Origin of the sequence: Shewanella oneidensis MR-1, from assembly GCF_000146165.2 — a bacterium.
Classification (GTDB): domain Bacteria; phylum Pseudomonadota; class Gammaproteobacteria; order Enterobacterales; family Shewanellaceae; genus Shewanella; species Shewanella oneidensis.
This window is the reverse complement of record NC_004347.2, coordinates 3912388-3935133: the sequence shown is the minus strand read 5'-3', so window position 1 is coordinate 3935133 and position 22746 is coordinate 3912388. Positions and strand designations below refer to the sequence as shown.

The window sequence follows — 22746 nt, the reverse complement described above, 5'->3', positions numbered from 1 at the left end:
ATTCTGCACCATTGAATTCTTAGGCTGGTTCTTCTTAGGAATATTAACGCCTCATGACAGGTGGATTATGACAGCAATACAGCATATTGAACGCCTAGCTCGTGGGCGAAGTGAGCAGGCCGTGGCTGTGATTAAAAACGTGCAACAGATGTCGAATATCCCTATGCAGGAGATGCAGTTAGCACTCAGGCAATTATTTCAGTGTGGCCGTGTAGCGCTGCATTTTCATCCCGATAGAATCGACAGCAGAGGCCTAACGGTGGCCGAAGGGTTGCTGCGTGATGGCCAATACCGTAGTCAATTTGAGACCCATATTTCCAATGGGCAGTTATCACCAGAGCTGGGTGGACCAAGGGATCATTGGGAAAATCAGCTATTTGGTGATGTATATAAGGGAACCAGATCCCGTCCTAAGTATGGCGCCTTAGATTTAGGCATGTGGCAGGATGGCCCAGCTCCCCGTTTTGGCAGTTGTTATTTGTTGACCCACTCACAATTGCTCACGCGTTCGACCTTTACTTACCTTGATTCGTACCGCAATCCCAAGGAAAGGGGTACATTATCCTGTTTTGATGATGTATTAGCGGCACTGCTTACTGAGAGTTTTGAGCGCCACTATGCCTTGGGTAAAGCGGACTTTAAGCCTCTCAATGTGATCCATTATTTGGCGCATCAGCTTAATTCGTCATTGCTTACCCGCTTTGAACGCCCGATGTCGGCCAATCTTGATCATTATATCGAAGCGCAAATTCACGGTGACGTGTCACTCGATGAAGATATTGCCATGCTGGTGGCCGATCCGAGTTTTAAAGGGACTGAAATCGGTGCGACCTTAAGTAAGCTCTGTGATCGTTACGATATTGAGCTGCAATACCATAATGGTTTTAGCTTGCACACGGCGCAGATCCCCAGTGATTTCCGCGGGCCGACCATGCCCTCGCTGGCCGAGCGTATTGCCATCGATGACAGTGTTGATGCCTATGCCATTGGGGTTGCTGCACGGGATTTATATCATTCACCACAGCATTGGCGGGATCGAGGTAATCGTGCTCAAGTGGCCCATGAACTCAAGCTACTTTGGCATGTATTGGTAAAGTATGGTGGGCTCCAGCCTTAGAGCGAAAGATTTTATTGCGAATTACATCCGCTTGATTACAAGGCTGACGTTTTGACCTTTGTGCAAAACATCAGCCTTTCTTTTTAGCAGCCTGTATCAACCTTTGTATAGGTAGGTACGCCAGCCGTTTCCCATTTATAATCAATATAACAGTTGGTTGCAGCAACTTCGGCTTGCGTGGGCGTAGCAAGATTTAATTTTTTCTTGGGGGTTGCAATGACTTCATAAGTACCGCTTGAAGTGTAGATACGGTAGGCCCAGTCGTTAACATTAAGCCCAGCGGCATTAAAAATTTCAGGGGGTGTTGTGTAACCGGCACTTGGCAAAGTACCGTTACTGCTCGCGGCCCATGGCTGGTAATTCTCCCCCCGAATACCATCAAAAACCACACGATTTGAGGGGCCCGTATTGGCGATTTCTGATTTTGCTTTGAATAAGGTGACCGCAGATTTCATTGAGGCAAAGGCGCCTGATAACTGACTTTTATAGGCATCTGATTGTAAATTAATAAATTTGGGTGCAGCAACGACAGCTAAAATCCCTAAAATAATAATTACCACAACAAGTTCAATTAAGGTAAAACCCGCATTTTTATTTGTCATTATTATCTAACTCCTTGAAAAATATTTCTATGCTATCTAAGTCAGCGCCAAATGGCTAGGGCGGTTATGTTCTGGGTTAACTAAGGGGTGAAAGTCCTATAACGATCCGAATATTGATTGCCAGCGTATAAGCTACAAAACAGGCTTACCGTTAAGCGGCACTCAGTGGTAGCGGTTTTTACTGACGAGCTAAATCAGAATTTATTGATCAGCATCGCATTTTTGTGAATCTTTTGGCAAAAGATACGTCCAAGGTTTCATCTGCTTGGGATGCCTGCGATACTGCGTCCCTATCGAACCTTTTCGTTTGTTGCAAGTCTTTCACATAGGATTTGTTTGCGTTAAGCCTATTTCTACAATCTACTGCTTTGCTGGTTTTTGTTGGAGCACCATGGATAAGTCGTTAGAAAAGTCCCTTCTCGTTTGGCTCAAGTCTCAAAAAAAGGCCTGTGGCTGGTTTCTTAAACTCTCGGTCTGGTGTGGAATATTAAGTGCTATTGCATTGATCGTGCAGGCTTATTTAATTGCCACTCTTCTCGATGGTGTGATTATTGGTAATGGATTGCTCGGATTCGGCGCCGATAGCGCTCAGTCGACTATCGGCGCAAGTGATTATCTGCCACATCTTATGGCTCTGATTGGCTTAATGTTGCTGCGAGCAGGGCTAGCCTATGCCCGTGAGCGCACCAGTTTTGAAGCGGGTAGGCGTTTGCGTCAACATATTCGCAGTGCAGTAATGGATAAGTTAACTCGGCTTGGTCCTGCGTTTATTAAAGGCAAACCCGCTGGCAGTTGGGCAAGCATAGTGTTAGAGCAAGTTGAAGATTTACAAGACTTTTATGCTCGTTATCTTCCGCAAATGACGCTGGCGGGCGTGATCCCATTGCTGATTTTGATCGCTGTTTTTCCTATCAACTGGGCGGCGGGGTTAATTTTACTGTTAACGGCCCCATTAATTCCGCTGTTTATGATTTTAGTTGGTATGGGCGCCGCCGATGCCAATCGCAAAAACTTCAATGCCTTAGCTCGATTAAGTGGCCGTTTTATGGACAGATTAAAAGGGCTTGCGACCTTAAAGCTATTCAATCGAGGCGATGCTGAGCTGAAGGTGATCGAAAAGGCATCGGAGGAGTTTCGTAGCCGAACCATGTCGGTGCTGCGTATGGCCTTTTTAAGCTCGGCGGTGCTGGAGTTTTTTGCGGCGGTGTCGATTGCGGTATTAGCGGTTTACTTTGGTTTTAGTTACTTAGGTCACCTCGATTTTGGCTACTATGGCATGCACGCCCATGTTGGGCCAAATGCTAATGAAGGATTACCTTTTAGCCTGTTTGTCGGTTTGTTTATCCTCATTTTAGCGCCTGAGTTTTATCAGCCGTTAAGGGATATGGGCACCCATTATCACGCTAAAGCGCAGGCGATTGGGGCAGCGCAGGCCCTAATGACGCTGCTTGAGCATCCCGATCCTCAGCCAACAGACTCAGTTGCGAGTGATACCAGGCTTGATAAGATTGAAAGCATGCTCGCTCAAGAACTTGAGGTCTTTAGCGTCGATGGCAGCCGCTTATTAGGACCCATCAGTTTTGAGCTAAAACAGGGGGAACATTTAGCCTTAGTCGGCCCAAGTGGCGCAGGTAAAACCAGTTTACTCAACGCGCTATTAGGATTTTTACCCTATCAAGGCAAGTTACTCATTAATGGTGTTGAACTCTCAAGCATCGATCTTGCCCATTGGCGGCGCCAGTTAGCGTGGCTTGGACAGGAGCCACAGTTATTCCATGGCACAGTGCGGGAAAACGTAGCCCTAGCCAATCCTAATATCACAGACGAGCAAGTGTGGCACTTGCTAGAGCAAGCCAATATCCATGAATTTGTGCGCACGCAACCCCTTGGTTTAGCTACAGCTATCGGTGAACAATCATCAACCTTATCCGTCGGGCAGGCACAACGTATTGCACTGGCGCGGGCACTAGCACAGGCGTCGCAGGTGTTTATCCTTGATGAACCCTCCGCGAGTTTAGACAGTGTTAGTGAGCAGCTCCTCACACTCACCTTGAACCGTGCGATGGCGGGCAAGATGTGCATTATGGTGACCCACAGATTAGATCAGCTCGATCGCATGCAGTCGATCTTAGTCTTGGATAAGGGGTTGATTGTCCAGCGAGGTGATTTTGCGACTCTCTCTGTGCAGGCAGGATTATTCCAAACCATGTTGCATGAAAATACCGAATCGGTGGCAGATATTGAGTTAGCCGCTGTTGAGCCGCAGAGCCGTGTTGATATCCAGAGTGACTTAATACCAACATCCAATTCAACCGAAGGAGCGGCGCAATGAAAGTGTTAATTCCCTTTATTCGACTGTTCTCGCACCAATGGGTGATGATGGCCGTGGGGTTAATCCTCACGCTCACCACGCTTATGGCGGGGATTGGGCTGTTGTCACTTTCCGGCTGGTTTTTATCGGCCACGGCAGTGGCAGGTTTGACCCTCGTTAGCGCCCAAGTCTTCAACTTTTTTACGCCCGCGGGTGGGGTGCGATTTTTATCTATTGCCCGTACAGCCAGTCGTTACGGTGAGCGCCTAGCAACCCATGAGGCGACCTTTAAATTATTAACTGAACTGCGGGTATGGGCATGGCGAAAACTCTTTCCTTTAAGTGCTAAAAATCTGCAAGGGCTGCGCCGCGCCGATATGCTCAATCGTCTCGTGGCGGATATAGATACGCTCGACCATCTGTATTTAAGACTACTGACGCCGATGGCGGCATCTTTACTGATGACAGGGCTTTTGTATCTCTTTCTCGCTTGGTTTGATGCCAAGCTCGCCTTAAGTTTGTGCTTATTTTTGATCCTGGTTTGGTTGCTGTTACCACTGCTGTTTTATCGTCTCGGGCATGCGCCTAGCCGCAATATGCTTGAGACTAAACGCCAATATCGAGTGCAGTTACTCGATATATTACAAGGCCAAGCGGAGCTGAGTTTATTTGGCGCCAATGCTAGATATAGGCAAAAACTTGATGATGCCGAGCAAGCGTTATTTGCCAGCCAAACGGCCATGGCCAATATTACCGCCTTAAGCCAAGCGATGCTGATTATCGCAACGGGCTCTGCGCTTATCATGATGTTGTTTTTAGCCGCCAATGGCGTTGGAGATGCCGTGCCTCCCGGCCCGATGTTCGCTTTGATGGTATTTGCCACTATGGCCTGTGTGGAAATGATGATGCCGATTGCGGGCGCCTTCCAGCATTTATCCGGTTGTGTGCTGGCGGCGATGCGTATTAACGAAATCACTGAGCAAGAAAGTGATATTCGTTTTAGTACAGATACAGATCTTAAGGCGATCTCAGGCGGACTGCAGATCCACGATATCCACTTTGGCTATCTCGAAAACCAGCACGTGCTGCAGGGCTTATCCCTCGAGATTAAACCGGGCCAAAAGGTGGCGCTATTAGGTTCCACAGGCTGTGGTAAATCCAGTTTATTGTCCTTAATCACCCGAGATTGGCAGGCGCAAAGCGGACAGATTTACCTTGATGGTCATCTACTGAGTGACTACAGTGAATGCGCCTTAAGATCGGCGATGACAGTAGTGAGCCAACGTATTTATCTGTATGCGGGCACCCTGCGGGAAAATCTCGCCATTGCTTTGCCCGTGCCTGAAGGCCAAAAACGCACCGCCAATGATGCGCGTTTTATCGACGTCTTACAGCAAGTTGGCTTAGGTGATTTACTAAAAGGCGACAAACCGTTAGATATGTGGATTGGCGAAGGCGGACGGCAGTTATCGGGCGGCGAGCAGCGCCGTATCGGGGTGGCAAGAGCACTGCTGAGGGATGCGCCACTACTGTTGTTAGATGAACCTACTGAAGGCTTAGATAAACGTACCGAGCGTGAAATTTTAAGCTTATTATTTGAATTTGCTAAAGATAAAACTCTACTCATGATTAGCCACCGTTTAACTGCGATGGCAAAGATGGATCAAATCCACCTTATGGCTGAGGGCAAAATCATGGCATCGGGAAATCATCAAAGTCTGCTCAAGGAGTGCGCCGCGTATCAGGCGCTCTATCGTCGGTTAGGTTGAGCTAGGCTGTAAAAATGGAGATTGTTGATGAATAACTTAATGCCTGCAGAGCTTGCACCGCAAATTAACGCCCATTTTAACGGTAAGTTTGAGGTGGAGCTTAAATATCGGCTCGCAGACCGTGAGGCTTTTTGGGCACGCCTAAGCGCTAAATCACCGGAGGTAATGCTGGAGGATAACCTTGAGCATGACTGCTATTTTGATTCGCCCTCGGCGTCGTTAGCGGCGCAGCATAAAAGCCTGTGCATTCGTGAGATGCAACCGTCAGGGATCCGACTTTGGATCGTAAAAGGACCCGAGAAAGATCGCTGTGAAGCGGTCAATATCACTGATGCCAATAAAGCTAAAAGTATGCTCCGTACTTTAGGTTATCAATGTGTGCTTGAGATTAAAAAGCGGCGCAGCGTGTATTTTTTAGGGCAATTTCACTTAACTTTAGACAGGCTTGAAGGATTGGGTGACTTTGCTGAACTGGCGATAATGACCGATGATGAGGCCATGCTGCCGGTGTATGAGGCACAGCTCGTCGCTTTAGCGGCGGAACTTGGCCTCAATGAGTCGCAGCGGGAGTTTTTATCCTACAGGCAATTACAGCAGGCTTTACAACAATAATCGCTTTGCTGGGGATGCATCCCAAGTCCATTTGGGGATGAATCATCAATAGGCATTTACGACGACTTATTTTCCTAAGCGCTGCGAAAAGGCTAAGTAGCGCTTGACCTCATCTTCGGGGAATCGTAATTCCTCACCCTCTTTGACACTGCTAAGCAAGTTTTCCCGCGCATAGCGTTTAATGGTTGCCGGACTCTTATCTAACAGTTTGCATACTTCATCCATCGTTAACAGATTATCACTCATGGCTCACTCCAATTATTGATTGGTCATAAACCCAATGAGTATAGAATAAGACGGCATTTTTAAAGGTTGAAGTCTTATTTTTGATAAAAATTAACGGGATTGGCGCTTTGTCTCGCGGGCTTGATACTCTGATCCTAGATGTGCCTTAGCTGCGGTAATGGCCAATACTGCGCGGGATTTAAATTCGCGGCGATAGAGCGTGACCACCACAAATAAACTCGCCAAAATAAACAGTATTGGGTGCACAAACCAGCAGAGCACGGCCATCGAAAAGTAGTAAGCCCGCAGGCCATAGTTATATGAGTGGGCGGCTTGGTCTTGCACCGTGGCCATTTGTCTTGCGTAGGCTTTGAGGTTGTCATTGGCGCCTTCGCTATCCATCGGGCCCGCGCCTATCATTACGTTTACAAAGCCGTATTGGCGCATCGACCAGGTAAATTGAAAAAATGCCATCACAAAAATGACCACCAATAATGCTAATTTTACCTGTACCAGCGAGTGATTCGGCGGCGTGGCATAGGGAATGGTGGCGATTACGGCTTCGAGGCGTTCGACCTGTGCAAATAAGGTTAATACCCCCGCGAGTACAAATAGGGTTGTTGAGGCAAAAAAGGCAATATTGCGTTCAAGGTTTGCCAGCAACGCCGCATCGCCCACACGCACACCCCGGGTCATCAACTCAAGCATCCAGTAGATCCTGTGCTTATGCAGACCTCGAGCAATACAGTCAGTGTCCTTCGCTTTGCGCCGAGCAAAGGCGGTATAGCCAGCCCAAGAAACGATAAACCATGTCAATGCAGAAATATCCAATAGCGAAAATGTCATAGCAACCTTGAGAAAGTGACCTTGGGAACGTGAAAAATTGATTGAATGGCGATTATGAAGGTTTTTATCTTCTAGGCGCAATCCCCTCATATCGCTTTCAAATCTCGGCTATTCACATTTTGAAGCCGCTCACATTGGCTTTAAAACCGCTTGCTTGGTGAGACTCAGTTTTGAGGAAATTCTTGTGAGGTAAGTGAGTTAGAAAATGAGTTAAGGTCATATCTCGGAGCGGGGCACTTGGGCATTAAGTGTCCTTAATGCTATTGCGTTAAATGGCGGCCTTTCGGCCGAGGTGAATCAACGTCGTGGGGCTTCACCCCACACCCGACCAAAAGGGGAAAAACGCCTGTTCCCCTTTTGGAAATCCCCCGGCGTCCCTAGCGAAGTTACATGCATTAATGAGTGGCTTCGTGCTTATTCGAAAATCGCTAACGCTTCCGATGGTACATCCTGTACCCCGAAAGCTAACTCGGCATCCATGCCTCGCTCACGCGATTTTCTTCAACGCCCTTCAGCAACTTCGCAGGGGAAGGTGAACTCCTGACGCAACTGTGCGAGCTATTAATCCCCGAAGATCTGCGCCTGTCCTGTCTTTTCTGCCATCCAAAACTGGAATTTGACGCTATCACAGCTCTCAATCCATTTTGAGGGGCGCTTAGAAAACCATATCGATCTGTGAAATTAACCTGACACAGAATTATGAACAGCCTCTCGTTCCGGATTAAAACACCAATCCCAAAGAACTCATGAACTATTATTTGATTGGTGCTTTATATAAATCTGATTGCTTAACGTGTGCGTCAATGCCAAAGGTTTTTGACACCGTATCAGTTAGATCGACTAACCATTTAGGTGCTGTCGGTGAAACATGAATTGATTTGATTAACTGATTCAAATCGATATCTAGTGATATGCCATGTTTATCATTTACAGCTTCCCTATCGAAACCAACTCCACTTTTTGCCCTCGGTATCTCCTGTACTATGATTCGAACCTCTTTCTCATGTTCGAAAGATTTTCTCTTATGTAAGTAGGGGTAAGTTGCATTATTTTCCGGCATCCACTCAGTATCAAAATCGATATATTCAACAAAACCTAATTGAGCTTCAGAAGGTAGCACTGCTGCTAATGAGTTATAATCAGTTTCAATAGCAATTGCTTCTTCTGTCTTGGCGTATAAATCCCACATAGCTGCTGATTCATACTTGTTTGCATGCCAGCAATTCACATAAGTCCATTGTCTGGAGAAACTATTAAAGTCGAATATTGCACTAGCAACTTTATGGGGATCAATCTCAGAACCCGCATATTTGGCTTCATAAATGCTATTTCTGAGTCGGTTATTTAGACTCGAAAAATGACCTTCATAAGGATCCGTAAATCTATCAACTCGATTCAAGAAAAGTGATTTTGATGATATTAGCGCGACAAATTTTGAAAAATCCATATAGCGCCAAAGTCTAATATTGCCATCTTCTGGTTGTCTCATTATTGTTCCTGTTGTATTCGCTGCCATATAACCTCCGAGTTAAATAAATTCACCATTACAAAAAATGAAAAACAAGTTTCAAAATTTAATAGATTAGAGCATAACTTCTTAGTATTTATGCGCTGCGTTGTTTGCAGAGCATAAATCGCTTGTTGGACTTGGCCGCTGCCACATCCATGTCAATTGGTATAAATGATGCTATAGGAATTTGCTTTTTTGCGGTAGCGGTTTTTTATACCGTTTGGTTGGTAATTACTTGATATCACTTTAGCTTTTTCATTTTTTACGCTCACGTCTTAATGATGGGATAGGCATAACTCTCTTGGGATTAACAGTTAACTCCGAAGTAACAGAATACGCCTCCCCTCGGAGTTGCCGCAGGGCGAATAGACAAATTGCGTGAGTCTTGCTATGGATGGCGAGCTAGCTTTCGCAGGTGCAGGGACGCATCCTTCGGAAGCGATAGCAAATTTGGCTATGAGCACAAGGGGCTTTCAACTCCGTTAGGGGCGTCTTGGAGCATCCAAGGAGGATAGGACGAGCAGTCCTCCTTGGTCGGGTGTGGGGTGAAGCCCCACGACTTTGATTTTGATTAATGAAATAAAAAGGCCAGACAGTGTCTGGCCTTAACTTTATGTAATGGTCTTAGCTTAAAGCTGAAGATGTGAGCAAGCTTAGGCGTCGCTATCACCGAGTGACAGCAGGGTCGCATTACCACCGATAGCGGTGATGTTGTTAGTGCGGGTTTTTTCAGTCACGAAACGGGTTAAGTAGTGTGGACCACCGGCTTTTGGACCTGTGCCAGATAGACCTTGACCGCCGAAAGGCTGTACTCCAACCACCGCGCCGATTTGGTTACGGTTAATGTACACGTTGCCGACATTCACTTTATCCGCCACTTCGAGGGCATGGCCTTCGTTACGGCTGTGGATACCTAAGGTTAAACCAAAGCCTGTGCTGTTGATTTCATCGATCACATGGGCAAGTTCTGATGCTTTGTAACGGATCACGTGCAGGATTGGGCCAAAGTGTTCTTTTTCAAGCACTTTGATTGAATCAATTTCAACGGCTGTTGGCGCTACAAAGTGACCATTCTCAGTGCCCGCTGGCAGAGACATTTGCTTGATCAGCTTGCCAACTTGCTTAATGTGGTCGATATGGGCATCAAGGTTGGCTTTGGCTGTTGCATCAATCACTGGACCTACGTCAGTTTTGATTGAACTTGGATTGCCAATCACTAGCTCATCCATCGCACCTTGCAGAACATCAATAACGCGGTCAGCAATATCTTCCTGCAGGAAGAGTACGCGCAGCGCCGAGCAGCGTTGACCCGCGCTGGTGAAGGATGAAGACACTACATCGTTAACCACTTGTTCTGGTTGAGAAGTAGAATCAACCACCATGGCGTTTTGGCCACCGGTTTCGGCGATTAACGGAATGATCGCGCCTTCACGGTTTGCCAGCGTGCGGTTAATCAGTTTGGCTGTGCCCGTTGAACCGGTAAAGCATACGCCGCCAATGCGCTCATCAGCCGTCAGTGCGTTACCAACGGTGGCGCCTGTACCTGGCAGATATTGCAGCACGTCCGTTGGAATACCCGCTTGGTGTGCTAACTGCACTGCGCGGTAACCAATGATTGACGTCTGTTCCGCAGGTTTTGCGACCACAGTGTTACCCGCTGCTAGGGCCGCTGAGACTTGGCCTAAGAAGATCGCTAATGGGAAGTTCCATGGGCTGATACACACAAATACACCGCGACCTTGGAGGAAGAGTTCGTTTAACTCGCCTGTTGGGCCTGGGAGCAGTTCAGGTTTTGACATCAGCTTCTTGGCTTGTACTGCGTAGTAACGGCAGAAGTCGACGGCTTCACGCACTTCGTCGATACCGTCTTGAATGCTCTTACCTGCTTCACGGGTACAGAGGGCAATCAGTTCTTCGCGGTTTTCTTCTAACAGATCCGCTAGCTTTTGCAGTGCCGAGGCGCGCACTTCAACAGGTGTACGGGTCCAAGAGCCGAAAGCCGCATGAGCAGAAGACACGGCTTGTTCGATAGCTGCTTTGTCGGCAAAGGCCACTTGACCCACAGTTTGAGTGGTATCGAATGGGCTAACAATGGTTTTGTGCTCGCCAGTTAAGGGTTGACCATTAACCAGAGGACCCGCTTGCCACTGTGTTGATTTGAATTTGTCTAAGGCCGCGAAGAATGGCTCTGCTTCTGAAATAATGTTCATATTGAGTCCCTTGGAATTTTTGCGATCGCTACCGAAAATATCGATAGGTAAAACGATTTTGTTGTTAGCCAGGGTTTTGTAGCTGGTCAATGTCTTTAACGGATGAACCACTAAAGACTCAATAGGCGTTTTCGGATCGACCAGTTTGTGCACGAACGAGGTGTTCGCACCGTTTTCCAGTAGGCGACGTACTAAGTAGGGCAGCAGATCCTTATGGGCACCGATGGGGGCGTAGATACGTACTGCTTTCGCGCCCGCTTCCGACAGAATGGTGTCGTACAGCTCTTGTCCCATACCGTGTAGACGTTGGAATTCGTGGTTACGATCGCCCGCCATATCGGAAATTGCCGCAACGGTTTGCGCGTTGTGGCTGGCAAATTGAGGGTAAATCGCGCCGCGGGTGGCGTCGGATAACAGGTAACGCGCACAGGCTAAGTAAGATACGTCTGTCCCTGCTTTGCGGGTGTAAAGTGGGTAAGCGGCTTCGCCTGCCTGCTGCGCCCATTTAAGCTCGCTATCCCAGTAAGCGCCTTTGACTAAGCGAACCGGGATTTCATCGCCTTGCTCTTTCGCTAGGCGGGTTAACCATACCAGTACAGGTAGCGCGCGCTTAGAGTAAGCTTGAACAACGATACCCAGTAATCCCCAGCCTTTAGTGGCTTCAGAATTAAACAGTTTTTGGAACAGCTTTAATGACAGTTCGAGACGGTCAACTTCTTCGGCGTCGATAGAAATACCGATATTTAACCCGCGCGCGAGTTTAATTAGGCGAATGACGGTGTCATACAGCTCGGTTAGTACACGGTCTTCGTTAGCGACTTCGTAACGTGGGTGCAATGCCGACAACTTAATTGAAATCGTTGGGCGTGGAGATTCACTTTCGTTATAGCTTTGCGCGCCTAACTCGGTAATCGCATTGGCATAATCGGTAAAGTATTTTTCGGCATCTTTACGCGTCAGCGCGGCTTCGCCCAGCATATCGTAGGAGTGGGTGTAACCTAATTTACGCTTGTCTTCGCTGTTCTTAAGCGCTTCTTTCATGGTGCGGCCAAGAACGAACTGTTTACCCATGATTTTCATCGCGGCCATCATGGCTTGGCGGATCACGGGTTCACCTAAACGATTGACTAAACGGCCTAATAGGTTACTTGAGCTGCCGTCGATTTTTTTATCTAAGCTGACAATTTTACCGGTGAGCATCAGGCCCCAAGTGGAGGCGTTAACCAGTACCGAATCGCTCTTGCTTAAGTGTTCATCCCATTTTGCACCTGAAAGTTTATCTTCAATCAAGGCGTCAGCGGTGGCCGCATCGGGAATACGCAGTAGGGCTTCGGCTAAACACATCAGGATGATACCTTCCTGAGTCTCTAAGCTGTATTGCTGTAGGAAGGCATCGATGCCAACCATTAAGCCTTTTTTCTCAAATTGACGAACTTTGTTCACCAGTTCGTGGGCACGACGAGTGACGCGCTCAATCGCTTCATCACTGGAGGGGACTAGTTTGATTAGCTCTGACAAGTATTGTTCTTCATCGACAATGTAGTTGTCGGTGACAGCTTTGAACAGTTCGTCGAGATTGGCAGAATCGTAGCGGCCTGCCAGCACTTCACTCGCTTTGAACATAGTAATCGCTTCCATCTTGGCCAGTTGTTTTGGGCTCTATTGTTGAAACAAAAATGGGGGGCGCGAAACGCATTTGATATTTTGTATACAATATGAAGCTTTGCGCGCGCAGATTATACAACCAAAATGTGACGGACAACACTATAGCGCGAAAGAATGTGAAGATTGTTTGATTAGCTTGTTAATGGCTAGATGTAACGCTTGATTGACAAAAAAGCCAGTGTTTGAAAACACTGGCTTTTGCGTTTATTTAGAGGCCGTTAGTGTAAAAATTACATCCAACGCTTCTTGTTGCGGCGCTGTGGTCTTGGCAGATAAACCAAGATTACCCCGACGACTAAACCAGCAGCGGCAATAATCCCACCTTCACGCCATAGGGCAAATTGTGTTTCTTGGGCGCTATGATCAACCGCCATTTTGAGGTTTTCACGCTCTTGATTGGCTTTAGCAAGCATGGTTTGTGCTTCTGCTAACTGAGCTTTAAGTTCAGCAACCTCATCGGTTTGGTTACCCGTCGAATTTAACACTTCAGCCAGTTTTGCTTTCGCTTCGTTTAGCTCATTTGTCAATGTTGACACTTGCTCACGAAAACTCGGGGTTGAACTGATTAAATTGGTCTGCACCCAACCTTCGCGACCTTTATGATCGACTATTTTTGAATAATCGCCTTGGGTTTCACCCTGAAGCGTAATGGGTTGCCCTGCCTCAATCGAACCCAAAATACGGTAATCAGTACCTGGGCCATTAAGAAGATAAAGAAACACGTTATCCGAGATATAGCGGGATTGGCCTTCGGCCAGCAGGTTGGGGGAGAGTAACATTATTCCCAACAGAGTCAGCATTCTTAACACTTTTGTATTCTCATCAACGAAATAGTGACCACATGCTATGGATTTGAGGCTTGCAATGCAAGAGGGAAGTCATAGACTTCCCTCAACTTTGCTGCATCCATGCTAGCGATTCCTCTGGGTTTAGCGCGTTTCTACAGCAAGCTTGCCATAGCAGTTTTGTGCTTCTTTAGTTAAAGATTCCTTTAATCGTAAAGAAGAAGATGATTGATAGACCCGCACCGGCAGGTAAAGTCACCACCCAAGATACAACAATATTACGCACAACACCGATATTGATTGCTGCAATACCACGGGCCATACCCACACCTAATACCGCGCCCACTAAGGTTTGGGTAGTAGAGATAGGTAAACCTGTACTTGATGCAATCACAACGGTTGTTGCCGCTGCTAATTCGGCAGCAAAGCCACGACTTGGGGTTAAGTGAGTGATGTTTTTACCAATGGTTTGCATCACGCGCTGACCAAAAATCGCTAGACCCATGACGATACCGATGGCACCTAAAGGCAGGATCCACCAAACTAACGGTGATTTTGAGGCAATTTCACCACCACTATTCACCACAGATACTACTGCCGCTAATGGGCCTATCGCGTTAGCAACATCGTTTGAACCATGGGCGAAAGCCATACAACAGGCGGTCAATACCATTAAAATTGCAAACACTTTCTCAACGTTAGCAAACATAGTTTGGCGGTTAGCCTTGTCGCTCATTTTTAAACGTGAAATTGCAATTTTACCTGCTATACCAACAACGGCAGCAATAACAGCAGCAAGCAAATAGGACTCAGTAATAGAGAAATGTAGGCCCACATGGGAAAGGCCTTTAAGTATGGTCATCAACGCCATAATGAATCCGGCAAATGCCATGTAGAAAGGCACATAGCGTTTGGCGTTAGCAAGAGGATCATCAGTGTTGAAAATCAACTTTTGAGTACTTTGGAACAGAATAAAAGCCATAAAGCCAGAAATTGCTGGGGTGATGACCCAAGAGCCAACAATACCGCCAACCTTTTCCCAAGCAACAGCCTCTGTACCCACTCCAACAGCAGCAAAACCAATAATCGCGCCCACAATAGAATGTGTCGTTGATACTGGCCAGCCTAATGCTGATGCCACTACTAACCAAATACCTGCGGCTAACAGTGAACCAATCATGCCATACACTAGCAATTCAGGCGTTTCAGTAAAATAGTTTGAGTCAACAATACCGCTTCGAATGGTATTGGTAACTTCTCCCCCTGCTAAAAACGCACCTGAGAATTCAAAGATCATCGCGATAATAATCGCTTGCTTAATCGTAATAGCGTTAGAACCTACTGAGGTTCCCATCGCATTGGCGACGTCATTAGCGCCAATACCCCACGCCATAAGAAAACCAAACGCGGCCGCAATGGCAATAAGCAATTGCCCATTAGTGGCTAAAACGTTAGCCACCTCCATACCTGCATCAACCATATTGATACCTTGATAACCTTATTTATTAAACGCGAGCCAGCATAAGCTCAAGACGCGAACCGACTCGTTCGGCAAGATCTGCAAGACCACCGACCCATTCAATCGTTTTATAGAGGAACATCACATCGACAGGATTCAATTCTGATTCCAACGCAAATAATTGACGACGCAGCTGAATTTGTAAGTCGTCAGTATCTTCTTCGATGATATCGAGCTCGTTGATCATTTTGGCCACAAAATCGACTTCACGACCACGGAAACCTGCTTCGAGCAAATCATCGAGCTCGTTAATGACTTGTTGTGCAAGACCTACAGCGTCGATACAACGTTGTAAATATGCAATAAAGGGGACTTGTAAAGCCTGAGGGATTAGCAGTTGACGGCCAATAACGCGGCCAGAAATATCTTTAGCTTTGTTAGCAATTTTGTCTTGTTGTGTTAAAAGTTCCAATAGATCAGTACGTTCAACAGGCATAAATAAACCGCTTGGCAGCGTGAGGCGAATTTCACGTTTGAGTGAGTCACCTTGCTTTTCCGCTAAGCTGATTTGCTTACGAATTTGAACTGCGTCATCCCAGTTACCTGTGATGGTGGCTTCGAAAAAGGGGACCAGTAACGATGCGCAATCGTAGACTTTGTCCATGTGCTCTTGCAGGGGCTTGATTGGCGATTTTGCAAACACGCCCAAAATAGAGTTTACTGGCATTGCCGTTTACCTATTTAGATTGTTCCATGATTGGAAAAAGCGGGCGCATGTTAACCCATGCGTCCGCATATTGAAACTGTGTTTTTTCAGAAAAAACGACAGGTTTATTCTAACGGGTTATATACCAACTTCAAAACCAAATCCTACGGGTTTTTTATGACAAATTTGTGACATTATGAATTAAAGATGACACATAGATGAATGTTTGATGACAAAATGAGCGGTGTAGTAATGAATGCTGAGATTGAATTAAAACTGTTTTTCTTACCTAAATTTCAAGAATCCCTGATAAATAAGTTAGATAGCTTAGATGGCGCCACACCGCAAGGGAAACGTCGTTTAACCAATGGTTATTTTGACACGCCCACATTGCAATTACGTCAATGGGACATGGGATTACGCGTTCGTGGCTTCGATGGACATAAAGAACAAACCATCAAAACGGCGGGGCAAGTCGTTGGAGGGATCCATTCTCGCCCCGAATATAATGTCACCATTCAAGCCGATAGCCCTGATTTAAGCCTATTCCCCACGAGCATTTGGCCCTTAAATGCCGATTTAACAGCCGTACAAGCCGAGCTTGGCTGCGTGTTTCATACTGATTTTTATCGCCGTGCTTGGCATGTGACAGTAGGAGACAGTGTCGTTGAGGTTGCCTTAGACATTGGCGAAATAAGTGCAAATGGCCAACATGAGGCGCTCTGTGAACTGGAATTTGAACTGTTAAGTGGTGATGCCAGTGCGCTATTAGCGCTAGCAACTCAAGTTGTGAGCACGATTCCGGTACGTTTAGGTAAAGCCAGTAAGGCGCAGCGGGGCTATCGACTCGCGGGGCAATCTACGCCATTAACCTTAAGTGCCCTCGAGTTTTTGCCTCTTCCTGTGCCGGTAGATCTCAATCTGCATCAACCCCATCAACAGGATTTAACCGTTACCTGCCAAGTCTTGCTCGAAACTGCACTGGAACGTTGGCAATTGCTTGAGGCGATGATTGCAGAAGAACAAGATAATGAAGCTAAGATTGCCCTTTGGTGGCGGATGCGTACTTGTATTCGTTTATTACGCATGACCTTAAGTCAATTTGGTCTTGCTAACGCTGGGCTGATTCAGCAATTTAGCCTGATTGAATCGCAACTTGAGTTTATCGAAGATGCCCAAGCGCTAGCCGCGTTACTAGGAAGTCAAAAAGGCTTGTTAAGTCGACTCGATTCCCGTCAAGCCTTGATGCAACGATTGCAGCAACAGTTTGATGCGCTGGGTGTGGCGGCGCGGTTAACTTCGCTCTGGCAACAAGTGGAATATGGTCAATTGCAGTTGGCTATTGTTGCAATCTTATTGGATATTGGCGCTGGGAAAATAGCATTAGCCGTGGAGCTTGGGTTGTTGACACATGCTGATAATGCGCAGGAAGCATCATGGCAAGCAATACTTGCAGCTATGCCCGCTGAAAAAGCGATGACTGCTGAGGATTATTTACTGTGTGCGGTTTTACTCGATGAAAGCATTCAAGTCGGGCAGGCTTACGGGCTTTTATATGAGACGAAATCTCGCGATGCCTTTAGGGCTCCATGGCATGATCTTGTGTTAGGCATTAGAACCTTGGCCTGTTATCAACAATTAACACTTACGGCCAAATCGCTTGGGATTGATTTAGCCGACTGGCTGGAGGATAAGCAGCAAAGCTTGTTATTTGCGATGGAAGCCTCAAGACAAAACGCCATTCAACAAATCACTTATTGGTAATCATCGAGCGGAATTAGGTTAGGAGTTCGGTGAGCTCCTAACCTTTTTTATCTTCGAGTGCTTGTTTTAATTCAGCTATTTTGGTCAGCATCTGTGCCTGATTGAGCTCCATTTGCCGCTGGTTTTCTTCCATTCTGGCAAGGGCAAGCTCGAGTTCTGACTTGATTTCGGCCTTATGGGCATCTTGGCGCTCTTGGCGTTCGCTTTCGTCTGGTGCGACAAACACGGAAGCCATATACCCCGAAATCACCCCGAAAAAGCTCACACCGCTCACAATCACGATTCCACCTACAATATGCCCCGCAGTGCTGACTGGGTAGAAATCGCCATAACCTACGGTTGAAATGGTGACTAATGCCCACCAAATGGCCTGCTCCGCGGTTTGGATATTGGCCCCTTCAGTGCCGCTTTCAATAATCAAAATGATGATAGAAGCGAAGGTTAAAATCGTCACCATCGCCACCAATAAGCTGGCGAGCGTCGCTTGTTTGCGCTGTTTTATCAAGGGAATAAGGAAAGAGCGGCTCATGCGGATTAAACGAATTACCCGCAGAATTTGAAATACCCTAGCGATTCGTAGCGCCTCAATGGCAGGAATACTGGCGATGAAGTCGATCCAATGGTGGCGCAGGTAAAAGAGTTTGTCCCGGGCTCGGAATAGGCCAGCAAAAAAATTGACCATAAAAATCATGCAAATCGTGGTATCGATAAAAAACAGCAAACGGTAGGTTTCTTTATCTAGGCGTCCAAAGGTCATTACTAGCACTATGATGACCGAGAGCAGCGATAGCAACATCATAGCGATTTCAATGGGAGAGGGGTTACCTACAGAGCGAAGTGACCAAGGGGTTTTATCTGTCATGCCTAACATGATCCCTGTGTTTTAAGGCGAATGTATAAGGTAAAAGAGTTTACGCTATGAGTAAATTAACTTTGTGATTAATCGCCCGACTTAAAATACTCGAACCATTGAATACTGATTTCAATGCTGAATGACACCAATAAAAAATTAATCCTCAGCAACAAAACGCACGAGGTCTTCAAGGACTCGACGCTTAATTTCAAGCTGGGCGTCGGCATTTAAGTCATATTTTTCAGCAAGTTGCACATAGTCATCGGCGTTAAGTGACACTGTTAAGCGGGGGCGTGTGGGACGTCTTGAAACACTCAATCCCAAAATGGTACGGATCTGATCTGAGGGGCTTACACCCGCATCAAGCGCGGCTTTACGAATAGAATATTGAAACTTTTCATCGAGATCGAAGGCCACTTGAGTTGCCTTTGCGGCTTCTTGGTTCTTCTGCCATTGCTCTGGGAGAGGGTGTTTCGTTTTACTCATTAGGTTTTACCTGTTGCTATCAACCGCATAATTCGAGCGAATTCTATTGGGATTGTAATGGCTTAAAAGATAAAGTGCGAGTCGCGCACTTTATCTTATGTCAAACTTTATTGACCAGGCCAGTAATCGCGAATATCCGTAAGTGGGCGGTATAAGGTGAGTACTACATCCGTATCGCCCCCTTCATATACTTCAACTTCCACAGCGCGACTTTCGTCCTCATCGAGCAGTAAATAATATTCGAAGGGCTCACCGGTTGCACCATTAGCATCCTGCGGTGGTTTTAGTCCTCGATAATCTTCACGGTGGAAGTATCCAAAGAGCGCAAAACTCACTTGGTGGTATTGCTTGCCCAACCATTGCTCGAGTTGTTCCGCTAACGCTGGCGATAACTCTTGCGTGGTAAGTTCGGCGTGGCCAGGTTCATCAAATAGAGTGCTAAATTGCTCTAGGTCGAATATCTGCTCAACCTGGGCGCGGGTAATTTTAAGGGAAAAGGCGAGATAGGTTTCATCGTCTTCTTCAATGCTCAAAAACAAGGTGTCGTTACCGTGTCCTTTGAGCACCCATTCACTCTGCTGGTTGCGTTCAAACTCATAGGTATTGACGGCTTCAACTTTTAGTTGCTGCCCGCGCAACTGTGGCGGTAATGCAAAGCTATTGTCGATGGAGATCATATCGCCCACTTTGAGCGCAGAGGGATGGTTGAGTTCACGCGCTGGCGGCGTTTTTTTGCCAAAAATACTGTTAAAAAATCCCATATTCGCTCCTAAGCAGTGCGCCATTGTCCTGAACTAACCCATGAGTTAGTTTGGATTGATGTGAATGTTGGTGTACCTAAAATAAAAAAGCCGAGCACAATAGGGGGTGATGGTCCCATTGGTACTCGGCGTTTGGTCAATCATAAATTAGCTTTTACGTGCCTTGATACGCTCAAGCACAGCGTTAGCATTCGATTTTTGCTCACCGATACCCGCTTCGGCTAACTTAGCCTGCAATGATTTATCACTGCCTTCTTCGGCTAAGGTTTCAGCGGCTTTCAGTCTGTCGTCAAACTGTTGCTGACGAGCCTTGATACGCTCTAATGAATCTTTCGCATTCAGCAGTTTAGAGTTGCTTGACGCAAAAGAATCGGTAATCGTTGCTGTAGCTTTTTGCACGCTTTCGGTGGTTTTAACCATGCTTAACTGACGTTGATAATCAGACAGTTGACGCTCGGTTTTCTTCACCAAATCTTTCAAGCGCAGAGCATGGGCGCTGAAGCTATCATTTGCGGTTTGTTGCTCTGCCAGTTCTTGCTCTAATTGAGCAATTTTTTCCGCAACTTCAATCGCTAAAGCTTCATTGCCTTTATCTAAAGCTTGGGTTACATAACCTTCGTGCTCTGCAATTGAACGCTTTAAGCGGTCAACTTCGCGACTGGCTTGCATTTCTTTGGCCATCACATCAGTCAGTTCGCGCTTGGCGTTGGTTAAATGTTTCTCAGCGTCACGGATTTCCTGTTCGAAAATTCGGGTTGAGTTTGCGTCTACGATGCTTTGGCCAACTTCGGTGGCACCACCGCGAAACGCTGTTAAAATTTTATTCAGAATGCCCATGTTGTGGCTCCTTATTTCAGATAGTCGACCATTTCATCGATAACTTCTAAGCAGTTATCAGATAATACTGCTAGCTCTTGCTCGATTTCGAGCATGCTAGATTGCAAAGACAGCGCGCCGTAAACCACATATTTGTCATCAATCTTGGCAAAGGCTGACAGCGGCATTGGAATGTTTAATTCGAGCATGGTTTCAAACATTTCACTGCGACGTTCTTGGTTTACTTCGTTTTCGCCCCAGAGGTAGCTGATGCAGAGAATTTGGTTGTCCGTAACCGATACAAATACCGGGATTTCTTCACGGCCGACCACATTCACTTGCAACACTTCGACTTCACCATCAATTGGATAACAATCGAATTGGAAGCCAGTTTGGCTGTTATTGCCAAGGCTGTTGAGGTGATTAGCAAGAGTATGGATATTCATATTTGTCCTTATTGACATATTATGTCTGTGTTCAAAGATAGCACTGAGACATAATATGTCAAGCACTATCTTTATCCGTTAAAAAAGATCCAGTCCTTGGGTTTCGGACCAAGCCTGTTGATGATAATGGTACAACTGTAATGACCCCAGCTCATTAGGCTTAATATTGGTCGCATCCTGATAAAAATTGGCAGGAAATTCAAACGCGCCTTTAACTAAACCTAAGGTTAGCCAGTCATCCGCAATAGGCAGCTTTGTCAGCTGTGCCAAACGATGTTGAGCATCCTTGCCATCTAAGGTGGCGATACTCCAACCCCATTCGCCAAAACTAGGGACATTATGGTGATATTGTTTTACATCAAATCCCGCCAATGCCAAGGTTTTTGCTACTGAAATAAAAGCTTTTTGCGCATGATAGGGTGACGTTGACTGTACTGTCAGAGCGCCATCATTACTGATTAGTTCCTTCAGTTTGCGATAGAAATAATCCGAGTAGAGCTTATTCAGATCCGGATGGCTGGGATCGGGTAAATCCACAATAATGGCATCATATTTATCCCCTTTAGCAATCAGCTTATCGACTCCATTAAAGGCATCATCATGGATTACCGTTACACGAGGATCGTTAAACGCATTGCCATTAAGTGATAGCAGGGCCTGGCTTAAACGCTCAGGCATATCAGGATCGGGGGATTTAAACAGTTGCACCAGCGCCGCATCAAGGTCGAGTAGGGTCACTTGCTCAGGCTCCCAGCGTAATACTTGTTTTAGGCCCAGTCCATCACCGCCGCCAATGATTAATACCTTGTTATGACGAGCGCTAGCCGCAAGTGTTGGGTGAACTAAAAACGCATGGTAAATATGTTCATCGCTACTTGAAAATTGTAAACGACCATTGATATACAAGGCGTATACGGGGGATAGGCCATTGCCGCGTAGGCGCTCAGTAAAGGTCAGCTGTTGAAAACGTGTTGCCTTGGCATAAACCACCTTATCTTTATAAAGCAGATTGTTGAACTGTTGCTCCCAGCTTGGCCCTTGAATGGCGAGTAGCAGCAATACACCAGTGACGACTAAGTGGGCCGCTAACAGTAATTTAGGTCTTTGGATCTTCTGCCAAAAGCGCCAGATAAACACAAACCCTGCTAGCAAGTTAAAGCTGGCGGTGAGCGCTGCTGCTAGTTGAATATCAATAGCCAGCATAAAGCCGACCCAAATAGCTGCGCCAATGCCTGCGCCTATATAGTCTGCGCCGTAAATTGTGCCCGCATTGTGGAGTAAGTGTTCATCTGAAAGGGATTGTCTTACCCTGGCGATCAGTGGAATTTCCATGCCGATCATCAAGCCCAATAGCACGCCCCAAAAATAAGGTAGATATTCGCTAAGCTTTTGTAGCGTGCCAATCATCCCACCTTCGGGCAGTTGATCCGGTGGCAAGCCCAAGGTGCTGGCGATGAGCATCGGCAATTGTTGGCCAAAACCTATCACTGCTGCGGTGATCAAAATCGCGAGTGAGCCACACAGCGCGACGGTGAGTTCGAGCACCACAAAGCCGGTAAACGCATCCTTAATTTTACGCGCGGCAAAGGCACCAAGCCCCATGGAGACGATCATCAGACCGATCATGGTATAGATGGCAGCCTCAAGTGCGCCTAAGATCCGGCCTGCATAGTGGGATAATAGATATTCGTAGATAAGACCGCACCCGGCGAGTACGGCCATTATGCCCAGTAATAGGACATCATCGAACCAGCCTAGGCGGCTAGGTTTAGCCGCCGAAGTGGTTAATTGTGACTCGTGCAT

19 protein-coding genes are annotated in these 22746 nt (G+C 46.6%); 5 read left to right on the top strand and 14 right to left on the bottom strand.

What is annotated here, in order from left to right; all coding sequences use genetic code 11:
• The first annotated feature begins 67 nt into the window (after window positions 1-67).
• The gene (locus SO_RS17625; protein WP_011073557.1) at window positions 68-1117 is read left to right on the top strand and encodes a DUF3626 domain-containing protein; all 1050 of its coding nucleotides are present in this window, start codon (window positions 68-70) and stop codon (window positions 1115-1117) included.
• Window positions 1118-1200: 83 nt separating this feature from the next.
• On the opposite strand, the gene SO_RS17620 is transcribed toward SO_RS17625, so the two are convergent.
• Entirely contained in the window at window positions 1201-1719 is a 519-nt protein-coding gene (locus SO_RS17620) for a type II secretion system protein (protein WP_011073556.1), read from the bottom strand.
• Window positions 1720-2110: 391 nt separating this feature from the next.
• Between SO_RS17620 and cydD the strand changes: the two genes are divergently transcribed.
• The 3 genes from cydD to cyaB are packed head-to-tail and all read left to right on the top strand — an operon-like array spanning window position 2111 to window position 6411.
• On the top strand, window positions 2111-4051 hold the full coding sequence (gene cydD, locus SO_RS17615; protein WP_011073555.1) for a heme ABC transporter permease/ATP-binding protein CydD: 1941 nt from the start codon (window positions 2111-2113) through the stop codon (window positions 4049-4051).
• A complete protein-coding gene (cydC, locus tag SO_RS17610; protein WP_011073554.1) occupies window positions 4048-5799 on the top strand; it encodes a heme ABC transporter ATP-binding protein/permease CydC in 1752 nt (583 codons plus the stop codon). Before cydD ends, cydC begins: the two co-directional genes overlap by 4 nt.
• A 27-nt stretch (window positions 5800-5826) precedes the next feature.
• Window positions 5827-6411 carry a class IV adenylate cyclase gene (gene cyaB / locus SO_RS17605; RefSeq protein WP_011073553.1) on the top strand — a complete coding sequence of 195 codons (585 nt, stop codon included), beginning with the start codon at window positions 5827-5829 and terminating at the stop codon, window positions 6409-6411.
• Between the two features lie 66 nt (window positions 6412-6477).
• On the opposite strand, the gene SO_RS17600 is transcribed toward cyaB, so the two are convergent.
• The 7 genes from SO_RS17600 to SO_RS17570 all read right to left on the bottom strand — a co-directional run bounded on the left by SO_RS17600 (window position 6478) and on the right by SO_RS17570 (window position 15838).
• The gene (locus tag SO_RS17600; protein ID WP_011073552.1) at window positions 6478-6657 is read right to left on the bottom strand and encodes a helix-turn-helix domain-containing protein; all 180 of its coding nucleotides are present in this window, start codon (window positions 6655-6657) and stop codon (window positions 6478-6480) included.
• A gap of 90 nt (window positions 6658-6747) precedes the next feature.
• Window positions 6748-7482, bottom strand: coding sequence for a DUF599 domain-containing protein (locus SO_RS17595; RefSeq protein ID WP_011073551.1), 735 nt, complete (start codon window positions 7480-7482; stop codon window positions 6748-6750).
• A gap of 754 nt (window positions 7483-8236) precedes the next feature.
• Window positions 8237-8998, bottom strand: coding sequence for a DUF2971 domain-containing protein (locus tag SO_RS17590; RefSeq protein ID WP_011073550.1), 762 nt, complete (start codon window positions 8996-8998; stop codon window positions 8237-8239).
• A 647-nt stretch (window positions 8999-9645) separates the two neighbouring features.
• Complete coding sequence (gene putA, locus SO_RS17585) at window positions 9646-12840, bottom strand: bifunctional proline dehydrogenase/L-glutamate gamma-semialdehyde dehydrogenase PutA (RefSeq protein WP_193378418.1); 3195 nt, start codon at window positions 12838-12840, stop codon at window positions 9646-9648.
• A gap of 257 nt (window positions 12841-13097) precedes the next feature.
• On the bottom strand, window positions 13098-13646 hold the full coding sequence (locus SO_RS17580; RefSeq protein WP_164925911.1) for a TIGR04211 family SH3 domain-containing protein: 549 nt from the start codon (window positions 13644-13646) through the stop codon (window positions 13098-13100).
• A 196-nt stretch (window positions 13647-13842) separates the two neighbouring features.
• Window positions 13843-15132 (bottom strand): inorganic phosphate transporter, encoded by a 1290-nt coding sequence (locus tag SO_RS17575; RefSeq protein WP_011073547.1) that lies wholly within the window; start codon window positions 15130-15132, stop codon window positions 13843-13845.
• Window positions 15133-15157: 25 nt separating this feature from the next.
• Window positions 15158-15838 (bottom strand): TIGR00153 family protein, encoded by a 681-nt coding sequence (locus SO_RS17570; RefSeq protein WP_011073546.1) that lies wholly within the window; start codon window positions 15836-15838, stop codon window positions 15158-15160.
• Between the two features lie 231 nt (window positions 15839-16069).
• On the opposite strand from SO_RS17570, the gene SO_RS17565 reads away from it, so the two are divergent.
• Window positions 16070-17581, top strand: a complete 1512-nt coding sequence (locus SO_RS17565; RefSeq protein ID WP_011073545.1) for a CYTH domain-containing protein — start codon at window positions 16070-16072, stop codon at window positions 17579-17581.
• A gap of 37 nt (window positions 17582-17618) precedes the next feature.
• On the opposite strand, the gene SO_RS17560 is transcribed toward SO_RS17565, so the two are convergent.
• The 6 genes from SO_RS17560 to SO_RS17535 form a co-directional block, all read right to left on the bottom strand.
• Window positions 17619-18443, bottom strand: coding sequence for an ion transporter (locus SO_RS17560; RefSeq protein ID WP_011073544.1), 825 nt, complete (start codon window positions 18441-18443; stop codon window positions 17619-17621).
• A 147-nt stretch (window positions 18444-18590) separates the two neighbouring features.
• A complete protein-coding gene (locus tag SO_RS17555; protein ID WP_011073543.1) occupies window positions 18591-18920 on the bottom strand; it encodes a hypothetical protein in 330 nt (109 codons plus the stop codon).
• 107 nt (window positions 18921-19027) lie between these two features.
• Entirely contained in the window at window positions 19028-19681 is a 654-nt protein-coding gene (locus SO_RS17550; RefSeq protein WP_011073542.1) for a hypothetical protein, read from the bottom strand.
• A gap of 147 nt (window positions 19682-19828) precedes the next feature.
• Entirely contained in the window at window positions 19829-20518 is a 690-nt protein-coding gene (locus SO_RS17545; protein ID WP_011073541.1) for a PspA/IM30 family protein, read from the bottom strand.
• 11 nt (window positions 20519-20529) lie between these two features.
• Entirely contained in the window at window positions 20530-20943 is a 414-nt protein-coding gene (locus tag SO_RS17540; RefSeq protein ID WP_007645549.1) for a YjfI family protein, read from the bottom strand.
• Window positions 20944-21021: 78 nt separating this feature from the next.
• Window positions 21022-22746, bottom strand: a complete 1725-nt coding sequence (locus tag SO_RS17535; protein ID WP_011073540.1) for a polyamine aminopropyltransferase — start codon at window positions 22744-22746, stop codon at window positions 21022-21024.